This is a genomic window from Streptococcus dentiloxodontae (assembly GCF_053206925.1).
Window position 1 is genome coordinate 1 of the sequence record NZ_JBRUHR010000014.1, and the last position, 19,866, is coordinate 19,866.

The 19,866-nt window shown below is 36.2% G+C and carries 18 protein-coding genes; 6 read left to right on the top strand and 12 right to left on the bottom strand.

The window, feature by feature from the left end; translation table 11 throughout:
* Nucleotides 1–277: 277 nt before the first annotated feature.
* The 6 genes from ACVRZ8_RS07375 (at nucleotide 278) to ACVRZ8_RS07400 (ending at nucleotide 4,466) form a co-directional block, all read left to right on the top strand.
* Nucleotides 278–1,249: a ribose-phosphate diphosphokinase gene (locus ACVRZ8_RS07375; protein WP_447448675.1), complete on the top strand. Its 972-nt coding sequence runs from the start codon at nucleotides 278–280 to the stop codon at nucleotides 1,247–1,249.
* A 2-nt stretch (nucleotides 1,250–1,251) separates the two neighbouring features.
* Entirely contained in the window at nucleotides 1,252–2,364 is a 1,113-nt protein-coding gene (locus ACVRZ8_RS07380) for a cysteine desulfurase family protein (RefSeq protein ID WP_447448676.1), read from the top strand.
* A 1-nt stretch (nucleotide 2,365) separates the two neighbouring features.
* On the top strand, nucleotides 2,366–2,713 hold the full coding sequence (locus ACVRZ8_RS07385; protein ID WP_447448677.1) for a DUF1831 domain-containing protein: 348 nt from the start codon (nucleotides 2,366–2,368) through the stop codon (nucleotides 2,711–2,713).
* 69 nt (nucleotides 2,714–2,782) lie between these two features.
* Complete coding sequence (locus ACVRZ8_RS07390; protein WP_447448678.1) at nucleotides 2,783–3,007, top strand: DUF4649 family protein; 225 nt, start codon at nucleotides 2,783–2,785, stop codon at nucleotides 3,005–3,007.
* Between the two features lie 111 nt (nucleotides 3,008–3,118).
* Nucleotides 3,119–3,778, top strand: coding sequence for a redox-sensing transcriptional repressor Rex (locus ACVRZ8_RS07395; RefSeq protein ID WP_447448728.1), 660 nt, complete (start codon nucleotides 3,119–3,121; stop codon nucleotides 3,776–3,778).
* The gene (locus ACVRZ8_RS07400) at nucleotides 3,771–4,466 is read left to right on the top strand and encodes a gamma-glutamyl-gamma-aminobutyrate hydrolase family protein (RefSeq protein WP_447448679.1); all 696 of its coding nucleotides are present in this window, start codon (nucleotides 3,771–3,773) and stop codon (nucleotides 4,464–4,466) included. Before ACVRZ8_RS07395 ends, ACVRZ8_RS07400 begins: the two co-directional genes overlap by 8 nt.
* On the opposite strand, the gene radC is transcribed toward ACVRZ8_RS07400, so the two are convergent.
* From radC to cps2T, 12 genes are all read right to left on the bottom strand, one after another.
* Complete coding sequence (radC, locus tag ACVRZ8_RS07405; protein WP_447448680.1) at nucleotides 4,463–5,143, bottom strand: RadC family protein; 681 nt, start codon at nucleotides 5,141–5,143, stop codon at nucleotides 4,463–4,465. The genes ACVRZ8_RS07400 and radC overlap by 4 nt on opposite strands.
* A 46-nt stretch (nucleotides 5,144–5,189) precedes the next feature.
* Nucleotides 5,190–6,608: a DUF2142 domain-containing protein gene (locus ACVRZ8_RS07410; RefSeq protein ID WP_447448681.1), complete on the bottom strand. Its 1,419-nt coding sequence runs from the start codon at nucleotides 6,606–6,608 to the stop codon at nucleotides 5,190–5,192.
* An 87-nt stretch (nucleotides 6,609–6,695) separates the two neighbouring features.
* Complete coding sequence (locus ACVRZ8_RS07415) at nucleotides 6,696–7,625, bottom strand: glycosyltransferase family 2 protein (protein ID WP_447448682.1); 930 nt, start codon at nucleotides 7,623–7,625, stop codon at nucleotides 6,696–6,698.
* Nucleotides 7,626–7,679: 54 nt separating this feature from the next.
* Nucleotides 7,680–8,606 carry a glycosyltransferase family 2 protein gene (locus tag ACVRZ8_RS07420; protein ID WP_447448683.1) on the bottom strand — a complete coding sequence of 309 codons (927 nt, stop codon included), beginning with the start codon at nucleotides 8,604–8,606 and terminating at the stop codon, nucleotides 7,680–7,682.
* Between the two features lie 28 nt (nucleotides 8,607–8,634).
* The gene (locus ACVRZ8_RS07425) at nucleotides 8,635–9,927 is read right to left on the bottom strand and encodes a DUF6056 family protein (RefSeq protein ID WP_447448684.1); all 1,293 of its coding nucleotides are present in this window, start codon (nucleotides 9,925–9,927) and stop codon (nucleotides 8,635–8,637) included.
* Nucleotides 9,928–9,948: 21 nt separating this feature from the next.
* Nucleotides 9,949–12,423, bottom strand: a complete 2,475-nt coding sequence (locus ACVRZ8_RS07430) for an LTA synthase family protein (protein WP_447448729.1) — start codon at nucleotides 12,421–12,423, stop codon at nucleotides 9,949–9,951.
* Nucleotides 12,423–14,168 carry a rhamnan synthesis F family protein gene (locus ACVRZ8_RS07435; RefSeq protein ID WP_447448685.1) on the bottom strand — a complete coding sequence of 582 codons (1,746 nt, stop codon included), beginning with the start codon at nucleotides 14,166–14,168 and terminating at the stop codon, nucleotides 12,423–12,425. Before ACVRZ8_RS07435 ends, ACVRZ8_RS07430 begins: the two co-directional genes overlap by 1 nt.
* A complete protein-coding gene (locus ACVRZ8_RS07440; RefSeq protein ID WP_447448686.1) occupies nucleotides 14,165–15,589 on the bottom strand; it encodes a glycosyltransferase family 2 protein in 1,425 nt (474 codons plus the stop codon). Before ACVRZ8_RS07440 ends, ACVRZ8_RS07435 begins: the two co-directional genes overlap by 4 nt.
* A gap of 14 nt (nucleotides 15,590–15,603) precedes the next feature.
* Nucleotides 15,604–16,830 (bottom strand): ABC transporter ATP-binding protein, encoded by a 1,227-nt coding sequence (locus ACVRZ8_RS07445; RefSeq protein WP_447448687.1) that lies wholly within the window; start codon nucleotides 16,828–16,830, stop codon nucleotides 15,604–15,606.
* Nucleotides 16,830–17,636 (bottom strand): ABC transporter permease, encoded by an 807-nt coding sequence (locus ACVRZ8_RS07450; protein ID WP_447448688.1) that lies wholly within the window; start codon nucleotides 17,634–17,636, stop codon nucleotides 16,830–16,832. The genes ACVRZ8_RS07445 and ACVRZ8_RS07450 overlap by 1 nt, the downstream gene beginning before the upstream one ends.
* Nucleotides 17,637–18,569, bottom strand: a complete 933-nt coding sequence (locus ACVRZ8_RS07455) for a glycosyltransferase family 2 protein (protein ID WP_447448689.1) — start codon at nucleotides 18,567–18,569, stop codon at nucleotides 17,637–17,639.
* The gene (gene cps2T, locus ACVRZ8_RS07460) at nucleotides 18,559–19,713 is read right to left on the bottom strand and encodes a beta 1-4 rhamnosyltransferase Cps2T (protein ID WP_447448690.1); all 1,155 of its coding nucleotides are present in this window, start codon (nucleotides 19,711–19,713) and stop codon (nucleotides 18,559–18,561) included. The genes ACVRZ8_RS07455 and cps2T overlap by 11 nt, the downstream gene beginning before the upstream one ends.
* Nucleotides 19,714–19,866 lie beyond the last annotated feature (153 nt).

The window sequence follows — 19,866 nt, forward strand, 5'->3', positions numbered from 1 at the left end:
CCATATGAGTCTTTCTAATGTGAGTTTGGTCGCTTTTCATTATAAGTCATATGGGACTTTTTTCATACAGTCAAAAAGCCCTATAATATCTGAATGAGATTTACCCACTACAGATATTATAGAGCCAATAAAAATTTATTCTGGGTATTTTTTTATTTTTTTGAAAATAGCGGAGTTTTTAGGCGGCACTCCTGCTTTCTCTTTATTTAGAGCTGAAATTTCAGAAGATTTTTGCTAAAATAGAAAGGAATTAATAAAAAGGAGCCCATCAATCGTCATGGCAAATCAACATATAGACCCACAACTCAAACTCTTTTCACTAAGCTCAAATACTGATATTGCTGAAAAGATTGCCAAAGCTGCGGGTCTGCCACTTGGAAAAGTATCTTCCCGTCAGTTCTCAGATGGCGAGATTATGATTAATATTGAAGAATCTGTCCGCGGAGATGATATTTTCATCATCCAATCTACCAGCTATCCCGTTAACGATCACCTCTGGGAATTGCTCATCATGGTTGATGCCTGCAAGCGCGCCAGTGCCAACTCAGTCAATGTGGTCATTCCTTATTTTGGCTACTCACGGCAGGATCGTATTGCAGCTTCTCGTGAGCCCATCACAGCCAAACTGGTCGCTAACATGCTGGTCAAGGCTGGAGTTGAACGGGTACTGACTTTGGATCTTCATGCCGTTCAAGTACAAGGTTTCTTTGATATTGCGGTAGATAACCTCTTTACCATACCGCTTTTTGCTAAATATTACACTGAAAAAGGACTGAAAGGTTCCGATGTTGTTGTTGTCAGTCCAAAAAACTCAGGTGTTAAACGTGCACGCAGCCTTGCTGAGTACCTAGATGCGCCAATCGCCATTATTGATTATGCCCAAGACGATGCTTCGCGCGAGGAAGGTTATATTATTGGGGAAGTCACAGGTAAAAAAGCAATCTTGATTGATGATATTCTCAATACTGGTAAGACATTTGCTGAAGCAGCTAAAATCCTTGAACGTGCTGGTTCCACTGAAATTTATGCAGCTGCCAGCCATGGACTCTTCGCAGGCGGTGCAGCAGAAATTTTGGACGTCGTTCCTATCAAGGAAATTTTAGTGACCGACTCTGTTGCTACCAAAGAAAAGATTCCTTCAACCGTTAAATACCTGACAGCCAGCGGTTTGATTGCTGATGCTATTGTTCGTATCTACAACCGTCAGCCGCTCAGTCCGCTCTTTGCCTACACTTCACATGAGGATTAAGAATGATCTACCTAGATAATGCAGCCACAACACCTATTGGTTCCAGTGCTGCTGATGCTATGACCCGTGTTATGACTGACACTTTTGGAAATCCTTCCAGCATCCACGCTTATGGCCGAGAGGCCTCTAAAATTCTGCGTCAGGCACGTGAGAGTATGGCAAAATTGCTCCAAGTTCCTGCCCGCAAGCTCATCTTCACCTCAGGCGGTACTGAAAGCAACAATACTGCTATCAAAGGCTATGCTTTAGCTAACCAAAACAAGGGCAAACATATTATTACAACTGCTATAGAGCATCACTCTGTTCTCCATACAATGGACTACCTGAGCGAACGCTTTGGCTTTGATATCACCTATATTCAGCCTGAAAATCAGGTAATCACTGCCCAGCAAATTGCTGATGCCTTACGATCTGACACCATTTTGGTTTCTGTTATGTATGCGAACAATGAGACTGGCCAGCTTCTCCCTATTAAGGAAATAGCAGAGCTTTTAACCGAACATCAGGCAGTCTTTCATGTAGATGCCGTTCAGGCAGCAGGAAAGTTAACGCTACAGCCAGAAACAATCGGTATTGACTTTCTCTCTATAAGTGCTCATAAATTTCATGGACCAAAAGGTGTTGGACTCCTTTACCATAATGATTTGCATTTTGATAATCTGCTTCACGGAGGAGAACAAGAAGATAAACGCAGAGCCAGTACAGAGAATCTGATTGGAATTGCAGGCATGGCCGCTGCTTATACAGAAGCCAACCAAAATATGAAAGACAATTATGCTGCCATTGAGGAGCTTAAAACAGCCTTTCTAAACCATTTGAAGATAGATTATAAACTCAACATGGCTGGTGCAAATCTGCCGCATGTTATCAACGTCAGTTTTCCCAAACAAAACAACAGCACCCTTTTAACTTTACTAGATCTAGCCGGCTTTGCTGTTTCTACAGGCTCTGCCTGTACAGCAGGAACTGTGGAGCCCAGTCACGTCCTTCAAGCCCTTTATGGCAAAGATTCGGATAGGTTAAACAATTCCATCCGAATCAGCCTTTCTGATCAAAATACCCGCTCAGAAGTCATCGCACTGGCAGAACAGCTTAACAAAATTATAGGAGAATAACATGGCATTTGAAACCTCTGTCCACTTGGCTGATAGCAAATACAGCTATACCCTTAGTCCTAAAATCAAAAAATACACCTTACGTGATACTACCTTCATCCAAAATAAAATTGGACATTACGAGCTCAGCAGGATTTTAGAAAAAATCCCCAATTCTGGAGAAGGTTTTCCCCTTAAAATCACTATCAATAATGATTTGACTGCTTTCAAACTCAGCATCACAGACAAATCTGGTCTGCGCAACGTGAATATCTTCAAACATGAGGAAAATCATATCCTACAGGAAAAATTTTACTTTCTCATGCAAAGTTTAGTTGACCGCGATATTTTTGAACAGACCGAGGTCTAAGCAAATCATTTGTCAAATGGCTGTTCTAAGTTTATAATCTTTCTATACTTTCAATATAAGGAGAACGATATGATTGAAGTAACCATTCTAAATGCCAGCAAGCAAGAACAAACTATCACTTACGACAGCTATGACGAATTCGAACGGGCTCAGTTTGCCTGCCTGACAGCTGTTGCTGATTACTATAAGGTTATCAAACTCGTTTATAACGGGCATGAATTGGACTACTCAGATAATTGGGGTAACCTCTACTTCTATCTGTCACAGCTGGAACGCAGCCAATTTGAAAATTAATCATAGAAAAAACCTATCAGCAGATAGGTTTTTTCTATCTTAACTTGTCAAAGAGTTGTTGCATTTTTCACAAACTTTTTCTAAAATAGTAATAACAGGAAGGAGATTATGATGACATTTGAAAAAAACATTCCAAACGCGACAGCCAAACGGCTTTCTCTCTATTATCGCATTTTCAAACGTTTCAATCGCGAAAATATTGAAAAAGCAAGCTCCAAACAAATTGCTGATGCTATTGGAATTGATCCAGCAACAGTTCGCCGTGACTTCTCTTACTTTGGTGAATTAGGACGCCGCGGTTTCGGTTATGATGTTAATAAACTGATGACTTTTTTCGCCGATATTCTCAATGATAACTCCACGACCAAGGTTCTCTTAGTAGGAGTCGGCAACATTGGCAGAGCCCTGCTTCAATACCGCTTTCATGAGCGTAATCGTATGCAGCTGGTGATGGCTTTTGATACTGATGATAATGCTTTAGTTGGCAGCAAAACAGCTGACGGCATTCCTATCTATGGCATCACTCAGCTTAAGGAAAAAGCAGAGCAAGAAAAAATTCAAACAGCCATTTTAACAGTTCCATCTAACAAAGCGCAAGAAGTTGCCAATGAATTGGTTTTGGCTGGTATCAAAGGAATCCTCTGTTTTTCTCCTGTCAATCTCACCCTGCCTAAAGGTGTGGTGGTTCAATACGTTGATTTGACCAGCGAATTACAAACGCTTCTTTATTTCATGAAAGAAGAGGACAAGACAAGGAGTTCAGATGACTAAACCCATAATAGGAATTACAGCAAATGTTAGACCAAATCCAGCCCATGATGACATTGAATGGTCATATGCCCCTACTGGCTTTGTTCAGGGTGTTCAACGTGCTGGAGGACTCGCTTTACTATTACCTGTATCAGAAGTTTCAGAAGCCAAAACTTATGTCAATATGATTGATAAACTCCTTTTGATTGGAGGACAAAATGTTGACCCCAGATTTTACAATGAAGAAAACCTAGCCTCAGAAGACGATTTCTTCTTAGAAAGAGACCTTTTTGAATTGGCTTTGATTGAAGAGGCTGCGAAACAAAAAAAACCGATTTTTTCCATTTGCCGTGGAACTCAGCTGATGAATGTCGCTCTTGGAGGAACTCTTCACCAAGATATTGAAAACCACTGGCAGGACAAACCTTCTGATTATCTCTATCATGAAATGATTGTTGACAAAGAAAGCAAATTAGCTGAAATTTATGGCACCAAAACCGAAATCAACTCTTTCCATCATCAAAGCATCAATCACTTAGCCTCTGATTTACGCATTATTGCTAGAGACCCTAATGACAACACCATTGAAGCTGTCGAATCTATATCACCTGATTTACGCTTTTTAGGCGTCCAATGGCATCCCGAACTCCTTTTAGACAAACGAAAAGAGGATTTAGAGCTCTTTTCTTATGTCGTCAATGAACTTTAAAAATCGCGATTTTCCTCCCGAAATGAGTAATAAGCAAATTTACCAACGATTATGTGATCAAGGAAGCAAATTCCCAAATCATCACAGGATCGTTTTATTTTGTTTGTAAATTCCATATCATTGGAACTTGGCTCAACAGCTCCTGAAGGATGATTATGAATCAAAATTAAAGATGTTGCCATTAGTCTGCAGGCATGATGCAAAATCTCACGAGGCTCTGCTATGGATCTACGAACGCTGCCAATAAAAACAGTTTTTTTCTGAATAATGCGGTTTTGTGTATCAAGGTAGACAGCTACAACATGCTCCTGCCGTTCATCACCTAGTTCAATCATCATCTGATGAGCCATCTGTTTACTGGACATGATTCGTTCGCTTTTAGCAATTTCTGATTTATGAATTCGCTTAGCAAATTCTAGCATGGCTTTCAGTTCAATAGATTTGACTTTACCAATACCCGAGATTTGCTGTAGCTCTTGCAATGACAGAAGTGAAAAATCGGTAAGACTGTCCATATCAGACAAAATTCGGTTAGCCAAATTGAGCACAGATTCCTGCTTGGTTCCTGTCCGCAGCAAAATAGCTAGAAGCTCCTGATTTGACAAATGCTCTGCTCCTTCTTGCATCAAACGCTCACGCGGTAAGATGGCAACTGGATCATATTGAATCGTATACATAAAAACCTCCTTATCTTACTATTCGTAAAATTAGGAGGTTAATTTATTATACAGCCTGTGAAAATATAATTCCCAAATAGCTAAGCGATGGAATGATAGAAATAATAGCTAATAGCAGCATATACCAATTTTTAGATAAGCTAATTCTAGAATTTATAGAAAAAATTAAAAAATAGATTGGAATAAAATATCGTGATTGAACTCCGTCAATTATAGGTGAACCTATTAGAGAGAATTGTAAATATAAAATTGTGAAAACTAAAATAACGAAAGAAGCTGCAATAGCATATTTGATTGTCTGAAAACTATAGTAAAATATTTTATGATTATCAATGGAAAGCCTAGTAGTGTTTCCTTTCCAAAATATAGCCATTAAAAGAGCAATCAAACCAAAAATAGAAATATTTTCAGGTATATTAGTAATATCTAAACTATCTGTATAACCAATTGAAAAATCAATGAAACGATAGTGAATAATTGAATCCTTCAATAAACTAAGATAACCCAAAATATCAGACCTAATATGAGACAATTGCTTAAAGGTATCTACATTTCTGCCAAAAAATGCTCCTGTATTAACATCTTTAACAATTGCCAACCATAACAAAGTTAAAATAGCACAGAACACAATTGTACCACTCAAAAATAAAACTTGCGGTATCTTTTTTTGAGTATATAAAATAAAAATGATTGGCAGGAATAACCCCATTAACACAAAAATAGGAATTTTACCCATAACAAGTAAGATGGATAATATCATAATAGCTAAATAATCATTTATAGTCAGTGCTTTTCCCTTATTGAGTATTTGCTGCATAATATGAAATACATAAGCTGTAAACAAAGAAGCTATAGCTAATAGATAACCATCTGCTGAAATAGATGTTAAATTAACAATAGTGGTCGGAATGACCATAACAATACCTAGTGTAATTTTTCCAATTGGGGTAATGCGAATAGCTAAAGTAATTAGCCCAAAATAGAAAAGAAAACCTATAATACGCATCCAAAGATATTCAGTAACTGGTTTTATGCTAAACGTCTGAGATATTTTAGCAACCACTATATAAGGTAAATAAGAGAAAGGGGTATAGGGAACACCGTTTGTAGCTGCAAAAAATTCTCCTTCTTTGGAAAAAGGAATATCTGAGTAACGCTGTTGCCATTCATTATCTATCACATTCCCCTCAGTAGAATTCACGAATGATTCTACTCCACGATCTAAAAATTGTCGTTGTGTCTTTGAAATATAACCACCCACCTGTGACATATCACCATTATTAGAAACAACCAGCTGACCTGTCGCCAACTGAATACTCCTTGCATAATGCGATGATTCATCCAAACCAGACATCGGACCTTTATAGGCAATAGTAATAAGACACATTATAAAACTAAAGAATAGGAAAAAACAGATTAAAGCTCCTGTTTTATCATCCTCAGTGTTAAATAATTCCTTTAACATAAAATCTCTCCCTATTTAGCAGGTACCCTAATATAGTAACAATATTTCTCAATATTTTTGTCTATAATCAACTTTTAGTTTTCTTATTTACTTATGACGATCATAATAATCATAAATTTTTAATTCATATTGCATACGATTTTGACGAACAACAGTATCTAGAATAAAACCTGATACAAATGATAATGCCGATAAAATCATAAAACCTGTTGCTAAAATAGCTGATGGCATCTTATCAATAAACCCAGTTTCAGCAAATTCAGCAACAACTGGAATTCCCACAATTAATCCAAGAATGAAAAAAATAAGAGAAACAAGACTGAAAAAAAGCAACGGTTTATAATCCTTAAATAAATTGAAAATCATCTTGAGTACTTTGAAACCGTCTGAAAATGTATTTAACTTGGATTCAGAGCCTTCTGGACGATCCTGATAGGTAATCGGCACTTCTACCAACTTAAACCTTTTATCTAAAGAATGAATGGAGAGTTCTGTTTCAATTTCAAAACCAGGAGATAAAACTGGAAAATTTTTGACAAACAAACGATTAAAACCACGATAACCAGTCATAATATCTTTATAATTCCCTTTATAGAGCTTATTAACTAAAAACTTGACCAGATTATTACCAAAATCATGGAAACCTCGTTTATTTTCCTGCGTATATGTTCCATTGGATAAACGATCTCCAATAGTCATATCAGCTATACCTAATTGTAACGGTTTAAGTAACTTCTCCACTTCATCAGCCGGATAAGTGTTATCTGCATCTACCATAATATAGTAATCTGCCTCAATTTCACGAAACATTGAACGAACAACATTTCCTTTTCCCTGACGTGGTTCGAAACGAACAATGGCACCTGCCTCTCTGGCCAATTCATTTGTTCGATCCTTTGAATTGTTATCATAAACATAAATGTCAGCCTCAGGCAACACTCGTTGAAAATCCTTAATAACAGTTTGAATTGTTAATTCTTCATTATAGGCCGGTAAAAGCACAGCTATTTTTTCCATTTATAAATCTCTCCATTCAAATAATACTCACTAAACATTGTTTTTTGTAATAGGCTAACCCTTTTCTTTGATAATATAAACGGGTCTTTTTTTGGTTTCTAAGAAAATTTTAGCGATATATTTACCAATAATTCCTAATGCTAGCAATTGTAATCCACCAATAAATAAGATGATACAAATAGTTGAAGCCCAGCCAGAAACACTGCCACTTCCAAAAACCTTCTCTATAATAACGATAAAAATCCCTATAATTGAAGTTAGAAATGAAGCACCTCCTGCCCACATAGCAAGATTGAGCGGAGCTTCTGAGAAATTGATAAAACCATCCATAGAATAACGCAGAAGACTCCAAAAATTCCAAGAAGTTTCTCCTGCAATACGCTCACGATTTTCATAAGCGACATAATCAACATCAAATCCTACCCAAGAAAAGAGCCCCTTTGAAAAACGATTAACTTCTCCAAGTTCTAAAATACTATCAACCACCTGACGGGTCATCAATCGAAAATCACGCGCGCCATCAACCATCTCAGTACTCGAAATTTTGTTAATCAGCCAATAGAATGTCTTGGCAAAGAAAGAACGGATAGGAGGCTCGCCCTTGCGATCTGCACGGCGTGTACCAACCACATCATACCCTTGCTTTATCTTGGCATACATCTCAAGTAAAAGCTCAGGAGGATCTTGCAAATCAGCATCCATCACAGTGATAAAATCACCATCTGCTGCTTCTAATCCTGCTAATAGCCCTGCTTCTTTCCCAAAATTACGAGAGAAAGAAAGATAATGAACATTGTCAAAACGAGCAGACACTTCTCTAAGGATAGGCAGTGTTTTATCTTTAGAACCATCATTGACAAAATAATAATCGAAAGTCAATTCGTCTGACATCTGCTTTTCAATTTTCTGAGTCTCTTCCAGAAATGGATAAATGGTCTCTTCCTCATTATAACAAGGAATGACTATTGAAAGTTTTCTCATTTCTTCTCCTTACATATTTTAAACAAGTTCAACTCAAATGATTTTTACTGTAATTTTTTAGCACATTATTTTCTTTAACCAATGGGAAAGCTTCTTTTATAAGAAGCAAAATAACGACTAATATCGCAAAAACTAAGGGAATATATGTTCTTAATTGGGAAGCATAAATAGTTGGGGATAAAGATACCAGCATTCTCGTTGCATACCCCGAAACCAATATAACAACTGCAATTAACCCTTTTACTTTTTCCTCAAATAAGAAAAATATAATTATTGCCAATGCCACTAATAATACAGTATAAACAATTAATGGATATAAGTTTTCTTTAATACTAAAGTAAAGCATATCTGCTCTATTATTTTGACCATCAATAATTCGCTGAATTGCTGTAAATAGATTGGTGATGCCTAGTCTATTTATAACTATTGTATATAGAGTTAATCCTGTTATGGTTGTTGCTAGAAATTGTCTTTTGAGAATAGATAAAACTATAATAACAATTAGAAGCAGCATGAAAATATTTAATTCCGCCGTTACAAAAAGAATCCTATTTGTTTCTAAGTACCCTTTTAAAACTTTTGTTAACAATGACAATTTTTCAAACCCAGGGTACCAAGTAGCAATCTCCTGAGTCAACCGTTTGTCAGAACCGGGAGAAAGTACAACCGATATAAGTCCTGCAAGCGAAAGCAGAAATACAGCAGCATACCTCCAATCAATACTCCTTTTCCTAACGAATTCTAACACAAGGAAAAATCCTGAGAGAATAAAACCAAAAACAGTAAACTGCTCTTGCATAAACGCGAAAGCAACAGCAATAAAAGCTAGCAGTATTAAAATTTTATTTTTTTGACTTAATAAATACCAGCCAATAACCAGTGAAAATAATGGAAATAAATAATTAGTTACGGTAGGAATTAAACCCGCACTGGTAAACAGCAATCCAGGAAAGGTTACAAGTAAAATTATAGGAAAAATATACGAAGCATAACGATAATTCTCTTCTATTGGAAAAATAACTTTATTCAAAGAATATAGAAATAAAAACATTGCTCCTAAGAAAGTGATATCAAAAACTATATAATGATGCCCCGACATAAACATTGTTAGGGATTCAATAAGCAGTCTGCTTGACCAAGTTTGATAGCGATAAATGGCATATTCAAAAAATCCATATTTTGTTGATTCTGCTGCAAAAACTGTTTGATCGCCAGAGTCATTGATATAGACGATTAACTCTAGTGTGAAAACAGCGCTAATAATAAGGTAAAACAATAATAGTTGATAATTATTTTTAATAAAACGCGTTGCCTTTTCCATAAATACTCTCTTTCTACTAACTTATCGTATGTTGAAAAATCCCTTATAGTCATTAATATACCCTTTTCCTGCAGTTATATCATACTGTAAGAGTTTCAAATCCTCTGCTATTCTCTTTTGCTGAGCAGAGAGTTTTTTCTTATCACCTGCAGGAATATTATTCAAAACTTCTGTCAATAAAGCATAGTAAGGAGAAACTTTGGAATTGGTCTGAGTAAGAAGTTCAGCTGTAAAGTCACTAGAAGTGACATAAGGGTAGTTTAACTTCTTAGTCTGGTAATTACTCCAAATGAAATAATCTGTTTGATACTGACTTTCTGGAGCTGTACTAAAAATACTTTCAGGATATAAACCTGGCAGATGATCTCCATAAAAAACAACAGTTACCTTATGATCCAACTGGGATAATTGATTTAAAAAGTTTTGAGTTTCTTGATCCGTATACGTCAATAATCTTGCATAACTAGACAACGAATCATTTTCTTCTTTTGTAAGCCCTTTTCCTGTAGCTATAACATCACTCGGTTCGGACGATGACCAAGGAATATGATTCTGCATAGTGATAACAGAAAAGAATTGATTTTGAGAAGTATCTAAATTATCTAAAACATTTTGGTAAGTAGTTTTATCACTAACATTAAGTCCTACATTCTCAGAATTAGCAATTTTATCCTTTGTACCATTTGAGGCAATAAAAGTTGAAAAGCCTAATTTATTATAAATATATTTTCTGGAATAATTGGATGCTTCTGACGGATGGATAACAATTCTGTTATCTGCCTTGAATTGATTACTTATAGAAGGAAAAATAGCCATATCAGGAACAACTTCAGTATAAAGAGTTGATACTGATGAATTAAAATTATAATAGGGCAGACCTGTTAAGGTTTGGAATTCCATATTTGCAGTACCACCACCATAACCGTCCGAATGCATCAATCCGCTAGTGGTTTTTGACTCAATCTGATTAATGTTAGGAATAACATCACGGCTAAGGCTAACGCCTTGAATACGAGTAGGATTCGCAAAACTTTCACTTAAAATATAGATAACTGTCTGATCAGAGATGCTTGCTTTCCGTTCTTTGTTCATTTTACTAGCTTCGTTATCATATTTTTTAGCTAATTTAAGAATACGCTCTTTACTGTACCCCTCAGGCCTATCCATAATAGATTTAGTTACCTGTTTTGTCCAAACATACATTAAGGATTTGTAACTGGCATTTGAATAAAAGCCTTGATAACCTATATCAACCCAGTTATTAACTTCAGATACTACAGGAATTCCATTTAGAATTTTACTATCTTTCTCATTTCTAAAAATAACAAAAATGCTAAACCCAAGAATACAAATACAAGAAATGAGCCCCACTCTTGCATGAATGTTAGAGGTTATTTCCTTTTTAAACAGCCGTTTTCTAAAAAATAAATATAAACCAATGACAGTTGCCAGAATCACTATCGTGCTAATAATAAAACCAGTGCTTACAAAACTAATGAGTAAATCTGGATTAGTAATCCAAGTGAAATCAGTCACTAATAGTGGTTCATTACGTAAGTCTGACTTAAGAATATTAACAGTTGAAACAATTGTACCTAAAATCGCAATAATAAAAGTCATTAATAAATAGCGATTAACAACCAAATAAAGGAAAAAACCTACTGCTGTTAACACCAATATCTGGTATACTGTTGCTCCCGGAACAATATAACGCCCCAATAATTCAGCATCATTTCTTAAACCATATTGAAAGCTGTAGTTAAAAACAATCGCAAAGAAAAGGCTTGAAGCAAAAGCTAAAGAAAGACTTGAGCGGTTCTCTATGATATCCCTATAAGCATTAATACAGCTCTTAACAATGACACTAAAAATTATTAGCGCTGCTAAACTATATATAAATAGAATACCTTCATAGGTTAATGGAGAGCGACTTAGATTATTTAAGGATTCATCCAATGATGTGTTGTAAAGTTTATCGCTCAGGATATAAGAAACAACTAATCCGCTCAAAAGCTGGTCATCTTCAGAAAAATTCTCTAAAAATGCATCAAATTTTTGGGAAAAGTGCGAACGCTTACCCTTTGTAAGGTAACTTAGCAATATTGCAAAAGCTACAATTAAAAATAAAGTTGGAAAAAAAGAAAATTGAAAAAAATGATTCTTAGCTAAGTCCAACAGTTTAAAGGACTCATTATTCAAATTTCGAGTGACATTTAAAAAATAGGAAACTATTATATAAAAAATGTACCCCAATAATAATTTGCTAATAAACGATTTATTTAAATTTCTAGATAAATAAATTGCTAATCCTATAATTGAAAATAGATAAACAACTAAACTTATTCCGCCAATGATCTGAAATAAAGGAGAGAGTTTCTCCCAATCTTTCATTAAGAAAAATATATTCTTTAAAGCAAAATTAAGAAGCAAAATAAGTAAAAAAATAATTGTGTTATGCTTTTGTTTTCCCGTTACAAAACTTTTCAGTTTCTTCATCATTTAACTTTCTCCAATGAACGTTTGATAATGTATTTTATCGCACGCGCAGGTCCTAAAAATATATACTTAACCGCACCTTTGATACCACCCATATAATTGAAATCAACATAAGTATGCGGAGCACTGCTGCCACGTTCATTGTACAATTTATTATCTACAAAAGGTGTGATATCAATTGGATTTTTAGAAATCTTGAAATCATAATGTTCATTCCAAGCGATATAAATTAGCAACCGTTCGATTGCATGCAAAATAGAATTCTGCGGCAGCGGCTCTTCTGGCACATCTTCATCTGTTAGATTTAAATCAAAAAGAGGCTTCAAGGCATCATATTTGAACCAGACAAAAGTCCCGTAGCTCATGACAAAAGTGTGAAAACGATTGAAATCAATAGGTTTTACCATTCCCATTTTTTTCCAAAGTTCATTCATTTTCGGTGCAATGAGATTTTCATTCCAAGCATCTACAATTTTATTGTATCTAAAGAAAGTTGGTATATCTGCGATGACCAAACCAAGTTTGTCATTGTCAAAACCTGATAAGATACTATCAGCCGGTTTAACCATCATCTCAATTAACTCTTTACGCCAAGACTCTCCTGCCCAGAAATCTGCTTCTTTTGATTTTTTAGTATGAAAATGACCAATATAATCATAGTCAGCAAGATTTGATTTTAATTTCAGCATAGGCAGTACGTCACGGCCGATATTTCCCGTTACAAAAATGCGTGCCTGAACATGATTATGAAGCAATATCTTCTCAATATCAACTTCTTTTTCCTTAACATCTGTCGTAATGAAAAGATCATAATCAAAATGAAAGGCTTTAAAAGCATCTAAAAATTCCTGCAGCAAGTCAACATAGAAGACATGCAAATGAACAGCAACTTTTTTAGAAAACGTCTCAGGCAATTCTGCTGGTTTAAGGTACTTCCGTGCTAGTAGGTATTTGAAATCTGGAAAATTGATTTCAGACATATGTGAAACAATCAAATCAACAGGATAAGCAGATATACGTTCGATTTCATCCAACAGATAAGGTGTAATGTGCTGGTTGTTATCAATTGCTTTTACCTTAATGAAAGGGACTCTGTGATTTAGGATAGCTGTCGGATTATAGTAGGAGAAATCCGCATGCAGCATGCCCTCAGTTGGTTCATTAATCGTGTTAAAGATCGTTTGATACTGAAAGCCAGCCTCCAACAAGGTTGTCGTTACCTGAGTTTCATAATCGTCAATAACCTTTTGAACATCCGTATGATTTTGGATGTTTTCCCAGAAATCATGAAAAGCATCAGACTGCAGGACAGCTTGCTTAAAAGTAATGAAGTAACTTTGGATATGTTCATTAAACTGCTTGGTAGCACGATTATTGGTTAATCCCCAAAAATCAGTCTCCGCTTGATTTTCATAATGAAAATAATAATCCTTAATATCCCACAAAGGTCCAAAGCAAGTATCATTCATAATGGTAAGGACATCATAATCATTTAGATTGTCAAATCCCACATGATTCATACCATCACGCCAAGCAGCAAAATCAAAACCAACATTGCTTCGTTGCAAAAAGTCATCCATTAAATTCTGATTACGCAGCTTTTCTTGATCTTCAGATGATACCGTACTATTGGTAATAAAGACCACTCGTGAAAATAAGGGACGCATCTGAGTCAGCTGATAATAGACATGTGAACTGACACGATTATATTTATTAAAGTGAACATACAAAAGCAGTCGCTTCATTTTTTTCTCCTAAATAAATTGATAAATTTGGTCGGGATAGTCCAACGGCGAGAAGTCACTACAGAATTATAGCGATAAACCATTTCTTCCAATTGCTTCCTCAGCTTCTCATTATCTGATTCAAGATTCGCAGCCTGATTTCTAAGTATCTTTAATTGTTTCATATCAGTATCATATTCAAGCAACTGCGAGGCTATCTCTGAGCCAAGATACTGACTGGTCAAGGGCTGATCCGTATTAAACAGTTCAAAACTCAGACTATATTCTTCAGAGTCTGTATGGCGAAGATCATAAATCAGTTGAGGATCTGGCTCTCCAAAAAGGTAGGACTGTCCTATTTTAGCTCCATTAGACTGAGAGGGTTCAAGTTCTGTTCCATATGCCTCATCAACCAAACTGACTGATTTGACATAAATTGGTAATTCTGACAAATCTACACGTAGAAGACTACAATCTGCCGGAACTTGAAGGGTCTGCTTTTGTCCTGGTTTAAAGGGCAATTGCAAAGCGGTCTCATCTGAAAAGGGACTATCTGGACGCTCCGTGAAAACCGTAACATACTGTCCATCCAAATAATGATTGGGAATGTGGCTACGAGATAATGCTTTTTCAAAGTCATTATATTTCCTAAGAAGAATACAAAGAATTGCTTTATAGTCCACATCCGAATACTTATCTAAGTAATAATATTGTGTTTTAAGTAATTTATCAAAGCGATTCTGAAGATCTTTGAAATTTTGAGGACGAGAGTCAGATCCCTCATTAACACGATAGGCAACTGTTACTTCTGGTAAAAAGCTGAATGTTGTTTGATGAAACAAATCTAATTGTAGATTGAAAGTATCATCAGCTGTCTGAATATCTTCATCCAACATACTATTAACACTTAACATTAATTCTCTCTCAACCAACCATGTTGAAGGAGCTGTAAACCCACGTGTAGCAATCATCTTTTCATATGTATCAGCAATATCAATGATATGATTTGAAAATACTGATTCTGCAGTAACAACACTATCAGAATCTACAAAATCAATATCTGTTCCACACCATTTTGAATCAGGAAAACTATTTAACAATTGAACTTGTTTTGACAACTTATAATCATCAGTCCAATAATCATCCCCATCACATCTAGCTATATATACTCCGGAGGCCAACAAACAGGCTTTCTTCCATGTTTTGGTTATACCTAAATTTTCCGTATTATATACACTAGTAATTATTGAAGGGTACATTTCCGAAAATGATTGGATAATTTCTTTGGAATTATCTGTTGAATTATCATCAATAAGAATAATTTCAAAACTTATTTCTTTTTGTTTTAGAAAACTTTCAATAGTTTGATTGAGCCATTGCCCTTTATTATAGACTGTACAAATAACAGAGACAATTGGCTTATACTCCACATCCTTCTTCATATTCTATCATTCCTCTACCTTGATAAAATTTCCCAAGTACCATTTCGTTGAATGATACCAGAAGCTGAATCTCGTGCAGATAAGTCATCTAAAGCAATATCATCACGATTAATAACAATGATTGGAGAGTTTTCTGAATTTGCAAAGGCATACATTTCTTTAGATTTTCCTAAAATCGTCACTTCAAGTTTCAAATTCATATCATTGACATGTTCTAAAGAGCAAGTGTATTTGAAAGATTTATGTCCAACTCCTTTTGTAGGAATATCTAAGGCATTATCATTATACATCCAAATTTTACGATCCATATCTGTCAAAGAAAAAACAATATGTGTCTCTACATCTTTGAGAACATCATAAGAAATCTCAAATGCTACCTTATCTTTAGGAGTTGTCTTAGCTGGTGATATAAGCTTAACTTTTAAATTATCTACCATCAACTCCGCTTCTTTCTTCTCACTTGAGTCACTATCGTTAACTTCTTGAGGTGCAGCTGAAACTGCATTATCAAAGCTATACTGATTAGCCACATCTTCTGGCTCACCGTAAGCCTTGACTAGGCCATCATCAATCAATACCGCACGGTTGCAGTATTTTTTAACAGCAGCCATATCGTGTGTTACTAAAATAGTCGTTTTTCCTGAAGACTTGCGCTCCATGAAATAGTCATTACATTTGCGCTGGAAGGCTTCATCACCTACAGCAAGAACCTCATCCAAGATAAGGACATCGCCCTCTGCCTTGATGGCAACAGAAAAGGCCAGCCGAACTTGCATCCCACTGGAGTAGTTCTTAAGCTTTTGGTTCATAAATTCGTGCAGCTCAGCAAAATCAACAATATCATCATACATAGCGTCCACTTCCTCAGTTGTAAAACCAAGCATAGCACCATTCATATAAACGTTTTCACGGCCAGTCAATTCAGGATTAAAACCAACACCAAGCTCAATAAAGGAGACCAATTTCCCATCAATAGTAATTGTTCCTTGTTCAGGCACATAAATCTGTGAAATAATTTTAAGCAAAGTTGACTTTCCAGAACCATTTCGTCCAACGATACCAAAAAAATCACCCTTTTGAACATCAAATGAAATATCTTTTAAAACATGCTGCTCACGATAACCTTTTATCCCTTTGAAACGATTAACCAAGGCCGTACGTAAGCTCTGAGTTGCCTCTGTTGGCAAACGAAAATATTTGCTGACATGATCAACTTTTACTGCAATTTGATTTTCTGACATTATAGAATCTCCGCAAATTTCTTAGCATTTTTATGAAAAATCATATACCCTAGAATAAAAATAATAAACGGCAAAATATAGGGAATCAGCCCCCAAAGATGGTGATTATAAAGATCCCAGCCACGTGTGCTGCCTTCATAAACAACGTAGTGGCGTAAATCTTGAATAATTTGGGCCAATGGATTAAGCATCATTACTTTTGCTACCGTAGGTAAGCCTTTTTGAAGAATGAAGGTCAATGAATAGATAACTGGGGTCGCATACATTCCGCCTTGTAAGACAACTTCCCAAATTGGTCCCAAATCGCGAAACTTAACAAACAATCCAGCTAAAATAAAAGCAATCCCTGTAGATAGTAAGACTAATTCGATGAAGAGCGGAATAATGACCAGAAAACTCCAGTTGATAGTAATACCATTGACCAAAGCAAAAACAAAAACAACGAGAAGGTTGATGACATAGTTAATACCAGCCCCTACAACCGATGAAATAACAATAATTTCTTTCGAAAAGTTCAGTTTACGCAGCAAGTCACCGCGATTAACAATGGACAGCATTCCCATACTAGTTGCTTCTTGGAAAAATGACCATGTCACCATTCCTAAAAGAACTCCAATAGCATAGTGAGGTGTCCCATCATCCAAACGCAGGAAACGAATGAAAACCAAATACATAATGGTAAAGAGCATGAGCGGCTTTAAAATTGACCACAAATGCCCGATTAGACTGCCCTGATAACGCAGTTTAAAATCTGTTTTAACCATTTCTCGCAAGAGAATACGGTTTTCTCTACTAAAAAAATTCATTTATTTTCTCCTATAAGCAAATTTGGTAATAATCAGCGTTCGAAAAACAAAGGTATGAAAACTGCGGTTTTTACGCAGATTGTAGGTTCTCAAGATATGAATCCGCTGAAAGAGTCCCTTATCCAAGATAGTAACAAACTGTTCAACTAAATCACGATCTGCCCGTGATAATTCTAAATCTAATAAGAGACTGGCTTGCTTTTGACTGGAATCAATCAGCCACCAATATTTCTCAACAAGTTTATGGGGACGCAGCCAATTTTTTAGACGTTTAGACCAAGTACGAGCCCCCAGTACGTTATTATCATGCTGACGGTAAAGCTCTGTAGGTCTATCCAGATAAACTAGGTGTCCCTTAGCAGCTGCTATCAGAGCTAAATACCAATCGTGCATAATTAATTGATCCGTTTGTGTCCAAAGCTTTGCCAAGGCATGATTAATCATAGCCACACCGCCAGTTACCGTGTTTTCAGTCAATTCCTGTACAAGCTTCGTATTGGCATGGTCCGACTGCGTTCGAATCATACTATCGTGCATGACCTGTAAGTCTTGATTCACAATGGTTAGATCCGTATAGACTAAAAGCGGTTTATTTTTTGGATAATGCTTTGCTTCTGCCAAAGTCCACTCCAGTTTTTCAGGAAGCCAAACATCATCTTGATCGCAGAAGAAATAATAATCTGCTCTGCTATGTTTCAAAAGTGTAAAAAAGTTTTTAATAACACCAAGATTAGTTGGATCATCAGCATTAATAAAACGAATCCGACTGTCAGTCTCGGAAAATTCTTTTATAATCTGAGTTGTTCTATCCTTAGAGCCATCATCACGAATATAAAGCGTCCAATCTGAAAAGGTCTGCGACTGTATACTCTCAATCTGTTCCGCAAGATAAGCCTCACCATTGTAGGTGGACATGAGAATATTAACTTTCATTTAAAAATAAGTCCTCGTACTCTCCTACAATTTTCTTCCAGCTGTAAAGCTCTGTCATTCGTTGCTTAGCCTTTTGTCCAAGCTCTGAAAAATCACTTTCTGAATCCACCTGATTAATGAGCTGACGCAGGCTGGAGCTGCTTTTGCTCCAGTAGAGAGCCGTTTTATCAGCCACTGATTGGTTAAACTTAACATCCAGAACCAAATTAAGATCTGTCGTCGCAAGCGCTTCAAGAAGGCCTGGATTTGTTCCGCCCACTTCATGCCCATGGATATAGGCAAAAGCCTGCGCCCGCAAATAGCTCAGCAATTCTCGGTCGTAAACCGTTCCAACAAACTTAATCCGCGAGTCCTTATCAAAGCCCGTTTTTTCTCTGAGCTGTTCAAAGTAACTGCTGCCTTTGTGATTGCAAATAATCAGCAAATCCCGCTTAGTTTCTGAAGCCATAAATTCACGAATGGCTGTTTCGTAGTTGTTTTCGGGAACAAAACGTCCAACAATCAGATAATAGCCTTTTTCTTTGCTCTGCCATTGATCAAAAAACTGACGAACCAAAGGACTTTGACGAGTTAAAGGCGAAGGCGTCACATCTGTACCATAAGCAATAAATCGTGTTTTACTCCAAGGATAACTTGACTGGATATAATCCTCAATACCCACATTATCTGAAATAACTAGATCAGCCGTCTTGGTCATCGCTTTTTCTGCGTACTTGAGATAAATTTGAACAGGCCGCGACCATTTACTGCGCTTCCATTCAAGACCATCAGGATTGATGAAAAAACATCCACCTAAAGACTTGATCTGGCGAGCGAGTGGTTTCATAAAAGCACCAATGGTATTTCCCAAAATATAAAAAACAGGTTTTTTTATAGCTTGTTCGCGGCAAATCTGCAGACTATAACGAATCGCTTGGACATCATAAGTCATAACACGAGCAGGACCGAGCTTTAGGGCATTAATCGTAAAACAATCTGCCCCTAAGTAATCAAAATGAGTCTTGTGCTCCTCATCACTGAGACAGGCAACATGGTATTTAATTTTAGATGACTGTTGATGTTTCACCAATTCTTCAACGAAAGTCTCAAAACCACCATATTTAGCTGGCAGTCCGCGGCTTCCAATGATAAAAACATGCTGCATGTGCACACTTCTCCATTCTAAATTACAATCACTTTATTATATCATATTTGCCCCTTTAAGAGCTATAAATAGAGGAGGTTTATCCGTAATTTTCATAAGATAAGAGCCTAGATGGATGCCCATCTGCATTTTTGACCACAATAAAAAACTTGG

Excerpts from the sequence above, each read along its gene's own strand:
- ACVRZ8_RS07375 (WP_447448675.1), top strand. The coding sequence starts at position 278 with ATGGCAAATCAACATATAGACCCACAACTCAAACTCTTTTCACTAAGC.
- ACVRZ8_RS07380 (WP_447448676.1), top strand. The coding sequence starts at position 1,252 with ATGATCTACCTAGATAATGCAGCCACAACACCTATTGGTTCCAGTGCT.
- ACVRZ8_RS07385 (WP_447448677.1), top strand. The coding sequence starts at position 2,366 with ATGGCATTTGAAACCTCTGTCCACTTGGCTGATAGCAAATACAGCTAT.
- ACVRZ8_RS07390 (WP_447448678.1), top strand. The coding sequence starts at position 2,783 with ATGATTGAAGTAACCATTCTAAATGCCAGCAAGCAAGAACAAACTATC.
- ACVRZ8_RS07395 (WP_447448728.1), top strand. The coding sequence starts at position 3,119 with ATGACATTTGAAAAAAACATTCCAAACGCGACAGCCAAACGGCTTTCT.
- ACVRZ8_RS07400 (WP_447448679.1), top strand. The coding sequence starts at position 3,771 with ATGACTAAACCCATAATAGGAATTACAGCAAATGTTAGACCAAATCCA.
- radC (WP_447448680.1), bottom strand. The coding sequence starts at position 5,143 with ATGTATACGATTCAATATGATCCAGTTGCCATCTTACCGCGTGAGCGT.
- ACVRZ8_RS07410 (WP_447448681.1), bottom strand. The coding sequence starts at position 6,608 with ATGTTAAAGGAATTATTTAACACTGAGGATGATAAAACAGGAGCTTTA.
- ACVRZ8_RS07415 (WP_447448682.1), bottom strand. The coding sequence starts at position 7,625 with ATGGAAAAAATAGCTGTGCTTTTACCGGCCTATAATGAAGAATTAACA.
- ACVRZ8_RS07420 (WP_447448683.1), bottom strand. The coding sequence starts at position 8,606 with ATGAGAAAACTTTCAATAGTCATTCCTTGTTATAATGAGGAAGAGACC.
- ACVRZ8_RS07425 (WP_447448684.1), bottom strand. The coding sequence starts at position 9,927 with ATGGAAAAGGCAACGCGTTTTATTAAAAATAATTATCAACTATTATTG.
- ACVRZ8_RS07430 (WP_447448729.1), bottom strand. The coding sequence starts at position 12,423 with ATGAAGAAACTGAAAAGTTTTGTAACGGGAAAACAAAAGCATAACACA.
- ACVRZ8_RS07435 (WP_447448685.1), bottom strand. The coding sequence starts at position 14,168 with ATGAAGCGACTGCTTTTGTATGTTCACTTTAATAAATATAATCGTGTC.
- ACVRZ8_RS07440 (WP_447448686.1), bottom strand. The coding sequence starts at position 15,589 with ATGAAGAAGGATGTGGAGTATAAGCCAATTGTCTCTGTTATTTGTACA.
- ACVRZ8_RS07445 (WP_447448687.1), bottom strand. The coding sequence starts at position 16,830 with ATGTCAGAAAATCAAATTGCAGTAAAAGTTGATCATGTCAGCAAATAT.
- ACVRZ8_RS07450 (WP_447448688.1), bottom strand. The coding sequence starts at position 17,636 with ATGAATTTTTTTAGTAGAGAAAACCGTATTCTCTTGCGAGAAATGGTT.
- ACVRZ8_RS07455 (WP_447448689.1), bottom strand. The coding sequence starts at position 18,569 with ATGAAAGTTAATATTCTCATGTCCACCTACAATGGTGAGGCTTATCTT.
- cps2T (WP_447448690.1), bottom strand. The coding sequence starts at position 19,713 with ATGCAGCATGTTTTTATCATTGGAAGCCGCGGACTGCCAGCTAAATAT.